The 5,640-nt window shown below is 43.1% G+C and carries 1 protein-coding gene; it reads right to left on the bottom strand.

Translation table 11 applies throughout. From position 1 onward, the window contains the following. Nucleotides 1-5,640, bottom strand: a 5,640-nt coding sequence (locus GO495_RS31795) for a non-ribosomal peptide synthetase (protein ID WP_157303997.1), incomplete at both ends; no start/stop codon positions are given.

Here is a 5,640-nt window from a genome sequence, read left to right as displayed (position 1 = left end):
CCATCAGTACCAGTGTTGCGCCACTCAGTAATGCCAGGAAAATCTGTTCTACAGATGCGTCAAAACTGTAATTGGAGAATTGCAGGATACGTTCTGAGGAATCAATACCAAATGTCTTTAACTGGCTACCGATTAAGTTCACTACAGAACCATGTTCTATCAATACTCCCTTCGGGTGACCTGTACTCCCTGATGTATAAATTACATAAGCGAGGTTTGCTGCCTTTGCTATATTTTCCAGTCTGTCACCATCCTGTGCAGATATCTGCAACCAATGCGTATCCAGATTTATAACAGTGATTCCGGTTAGAATAAGGTTTTCAGTATGACTATCTGTGAGTACGAATCCTGCACCGGTATCTTCCAGCATATAATTGATACGTTCCGGAGGATAAGCAGGATCCAGTGGCACATAGGCAGCACCCGCCTTTAATATGCCCAAAATGGCCACAATCATATCCACAGAACGGTGCATACAAACGGGAACGAGTGTTTCCTCTTTTACACCTATTTTCCTGAGATAACGTCCCAGTTTATCTGTGCGCGTATCCAGTTCACTATAAGTAAGTTGTTCCTCCCCGAGGATGACAGCTGTTGCATCGGGTGTTTTTTGCGCTTGTGCAATGAAGAGATCTGACAATGTCGATTCAGGTGCATAATAAACCTCATCTGGTCCGCTACAATATACCGGCACTGTTTTATCTCCATACATCCGGATATCGCTCACACAGCCTTCCGGATTTGCGAGGAACCAGTGAAGTATTTTTTCAAAATCATCTCTTATCAGTTCTATATAATCAACAGCCAGTAACTGGCTGTTATATTCAAATTGAATAATGAGTTCTGCGGCATTTATTACTTTTACAATCAAAGGAATATTTGTTCTTACCTCATGCATGCGGGCATTTTCAGCCTGTAGTTTCCATTTAGAGGAGGTAATGACCTTTGCTACCGGATAATTTTCAAACACTAAGGCCGTATCAAACCATTCTCCTTCCACATCAACCCATTGGCGTATATCACTTAATGGTGTATACTGATGTTCTCTCATCTGCAACTGGCTGCGCTGGATATTCTGCAACCATTCTGAAATTGCTTCCGTTGGATTCAACAGACTACGGCAAGGCAGTGTATTAATATACATACCTACCCGCTGCTCTACATGCGGCAGGCTTTCCGGACGTCCCGCCACGACGACACCATACAGTACCTCTGTGCTACCCGTATAGCGATGTAACAGGTAACTCCAGGTTGCCTGCATGACTGTATTCAGTGTGACCTGATGGTTTCTTGCATATAGCTGAAGGGCATCTGTATCCGCCACTGTCATGTTGAAACGGATCGTCTTTACCAGTTCGTTCCCGCTTTGTATATCAGTCCGTGATTGTGCACCAAAAGGTAATTTTACAATCTCCTGCAAACCGGATAGATATGAGCGCCAATAAGATTTATCCTGCTGCCTATCCTGCCTCGCTATATAACGGATATAATCTTCATAGTGGTCGGTTTCCTGCAGATGTACCTCTTCAGCAGCAGCAATTGTTTCATATGTTCTCAGGAGTTCCTCGACCAGTACGGGAATTGACCAGCCATCGCATAAAATATGATGAGAAGTCCATAACATGCTATACCGCTTTTCGCTCAACCGGAACAAAGTGATACGCATCAACGGTGGACGAGTAAAATCAAAGCCCTTAGCCAGATCTGCTGCTGTAAAAGTGTCTATTAATAACTGCTGACCGGCAACTGACTCGTCGCGGCAGTCGATTATCTCTATGGATAACGGCGTATTACTGTATACACATTGTACCGGTATATTAAAGCGGTCATAATAAAATCCGCTTCTTAAAATACTATGTCTGTTTAAAACATATTCCCATGCTTTGCGGAAGATATCTGTATCAGGAGCGTACAATTCACAGGTAAATTTCATCAGGTAGGAAATACCTTCCGGATCATACAAACTGTGAAAAAGCATACCTTCCTGTAAACCACTCAGCCTGTATATACTTTCTGTAAAACCGGCCCTTTCGACACCATTGACAGTTTCGGTCATAAAGGCATCCAGCTCTTTATAACTTATTTTATCAGCCAGTCCATAATCTGAAGGTGTAAATGAAGTGCGGGGTTGCTCAGTACAATGTTTGATCAGGGATAACAGCATCTCGATATATTGGCCTGCAAGTCGCGCGATCGTGTTCTGGCCGAAATGGCATCTGCTGTAATTCCAGTTCATTTCCAATCTGCCTTCGCGCACCATACAGCTGATATTCAAAATACTGTCCCTGCTATTTTCTTCATGCATACTCTGACCAGCTGATTCCACGGCTTCTGTCAGCCACTTATTATTATCCAGAATATTATCCAGCTGACCGAGATAATTAAAAGTAACATCCCAGCAATTCCCTTTGGCAGATAGCGGATCCGCAGAAAGATATTTCAATATCCCATAGCCAATTCCTTTATCAGGCACGGCACGCAATTGTTCTTTTATTCCTTTTATCAGGTTGCCATAACTATCATTAGCCATCGTTCTGAGCAAAACCGGATAAAGGCTGGTAAACCAGCCCACTGTGCGGCTGACATCAACAGCTTCTATTGTAAGATCTCTGCCATGTCCTTCAAGGCCAAGCAGCAGTTCTGTATTCCCTGAAAATTCATTCAATGTGCTTGCCAGAGCACTTAAAAGTATGTCGCTGATTTCCGTATTGTATGCAGCTGACACCTCCTTCAGCAATGCATGCGTATATACATCATTCAGTCCGACGGTAAGCGTAGATATATCCTTTGCTGTTAGTCTGCCATCATACTTTTTATCAGTCCTGAGTGGCCGGTATTCTGCGACTGTTTCCTCCCAGTAAGAACGTTGCAGCAACATTGCTTCACTGCCTGCATATGATTGTATTGCGTTGTGATATTCACGGTAAGAGTGGGTCTTCTGCACAGGTACGAACGGAAGATCTTCCATCAACCTGTTTAGTATAAACTCCATATCATCCAACAGTATACGCCAGGAAACGCCATCAGTGACCAGATGATGAGCCAGCAGTAAAAGCCTGTTATGTTTACTGCTATCAGGTGTTTTCATAAAAACTGCCTGGAATACTTTTCCCTTCTCTATATCAAGGCTTTGCTGACAGCTGTCGCTGGCTGCGGAAATTGCGACTGACAGATCACTATCTTTTATCCCACTAATATCCAGCAGCTCCATTTGTGGGATCTGCCTGGTGTATTCCTGTATCCACTGACCGTCAATATAATGATATGTAAATCTCAGCGCATCATGTTGCCGGATTACCTCATCCAGCATGTATTGCAACATTTGGCTGCTAACGGCTTTATCAACACACAACAATATTTCCTGATTAAAATGAGAGACTACCGGGTGCTGTTGTTCAAAGAACCAATGTTGTATCGGTAACAGTCCACCAGAACCAATTAACATGCCTTGTTCGGCCTGCTGATGGTGGTTAGCATCTATGATACCACTGCCTGTTGAAAGTGTTGCAATCGTTGGATGCAGGAATAACTGACGCGGCGTAAGTGAATATCCTGCTTTTTTTGCACGGCTTACCACCTGTATTGTAATAATTGAATCACCACCCAGTGCAAAGAAGTTGTCATTTATACCAATGTTCTTTACACCTAGCAATTCCTCCCATATCTTCACCATAACGGCCTCCATCTGAGTACGAGGTCCCTCATATGATTCTCCTGAAATATTTAATGATGTATATTTCAGCAGCACTTCACGATCTATCTTTCCGTTTGGCGTCAAAGGGATTTCTGTGATTTCATATATAGCAGCGGGAATCATGTAGGAGGGTAAACGCCGTTGTAAAGCTGTTGTAATTTCCGCTTTGTTTAATTCCTGTTGTTCAGCGACAAGGAAGGCAAGCAGTTGCTTATGTTCTCCTTCAGCAAGTAATACCACTGCCTGTCTGATACCCGGGATATCCAACAGCGCCTGTTCGATTTCACCGAGTTCTATTCGGTATCCTCTTAGTTTTATCTGATTATCCATTCTGCCCATGAACTCAAGATTGCCATCCGCCATCCATCTGGCCATGTCGCCCGTGCGATATAATCTGCCCAGATGATCTGTTACAAATCTCTCCGCGGTAAGCGCCGGTAAGTGTAAATAACCATCAGACAATCCTGCTCCTCCCACGTATAGTTCTCCGGTAACTCCAACCGGACACAGGCGTCTGTTACTGTCCAATACATATGCAGAACGGTTAGACAGAGGTTTCCCAATTGGTATTTCTTTTATACCATCACTATTACTGATCTTACAGGTTAATGAGAAGGTAGTATTCTCCGTCGGACCATACCCATTTATAAGGGTGAGTTGCGGTATACTGTTCTTCAGACGCTGAATGTGGGACGGAGACAATCTGTCGCCTCCTATCAGCGCTGTTTTTAATGGCGCGAATAAAGTAATATCCGCTTCTACCAATTGGTTAAACCATCCGCTGGTAAACCACATAGTGGTAATCTCTTCATTATAAATGAGCGCTTTCAGCTGAACAATATCCAGTAGTGTTTCCTGAGAGCACATTACCAGCCGGCCACCGTTCAACAGCATTCCCCAATATTCAATAGTAACCGCATCAAATGAAGGAGAGCCTGTTGACAAAAGCACCGTCTCTTCTGATAACTCGACAAAGTCAACTCCATTTACGAGACTTACTACATTTCCATGTGTTACCATCACCCCTTTGGGAATACCCGTAGAACCGGATGTATACATTATATAAGCGACCGTATCACCTTTAACAGAGACACCTGTACCTGATACAGGTAATGATGCAATGACTGTTTTTTCTGCATCTATATTGATGCGTATGATTTCTGAATTTCCTATAACATCTGCAAGGTAATCTGCAGCTGTAATAAAGACATGTGCGGCACAATCATGCAGCATATGTTTTATTCTCTCTGCCGGATAAGAAGGATCGATCGGAACATATACCGCTCCCGCTTTCAGAATACCTAATATCGAAATAATCAGGTCTGCGCCGCGGTCCAGACAAACAGGCACGTACATCCCCTCTTTCACTCCTTTATCCTTCAGATAATGAGATACCTGATTACTTTTCACATCCAGATCATGATAAGAGAACCGTTCCTTCTCAAATACCAATGCTATAGCTTCCGGTGTTTTCAATACCTGTGCGGCAAAAAGATCCGTGATGGCAGCAGCATATGGATAGCTCGTTTCTTCACCTCTGCTGAATGTCAACAACGTCTGTTTTTCATCAGCTGAGAATATGTCCAGATCTGATATTTTTTCTTCATTACCCGACAGTAACTGCTGAAGTATATGACTAAAATGTGTACGGATAATATCAACAGAAGCAACGTCAATGAGTGTGGCGTTGTAATGAAATTTTATATTAGTGATAGTTGAAGTAGAAATAATAATGTGTAGTGGATAATTAGCCTGCTCAGTGTAAGTTGCATTTTCAATGCTCACTGTGCTTTCTTCTGCCGCCCTGATATTACTAAAAGGGAAGTTTTCAAAGACGAGGATACTGTCGAACAGATCTCCCGGCAGTTCAGTCCAACGCTGGATGTCACTCAACGATGCATATTGGTATTTCCTTGATCGTATTTGTTCCTGCTGTAAACCCTGCA

Origin of the sequence: Chitinophaga oryziterrae, from assembly GCF_009758125.1 — a bacterium.
Classification (GTDB): domain Bacteria; phylum Bacteroidota; class Bacteroidia; order Chitinophagales; family Chitinophagaceae; genus Chitinophaga; species Chitinophaga oryziterrae.
This window is presented reverse-complemented; position numbering and strand designations above follow the sequence as displayed.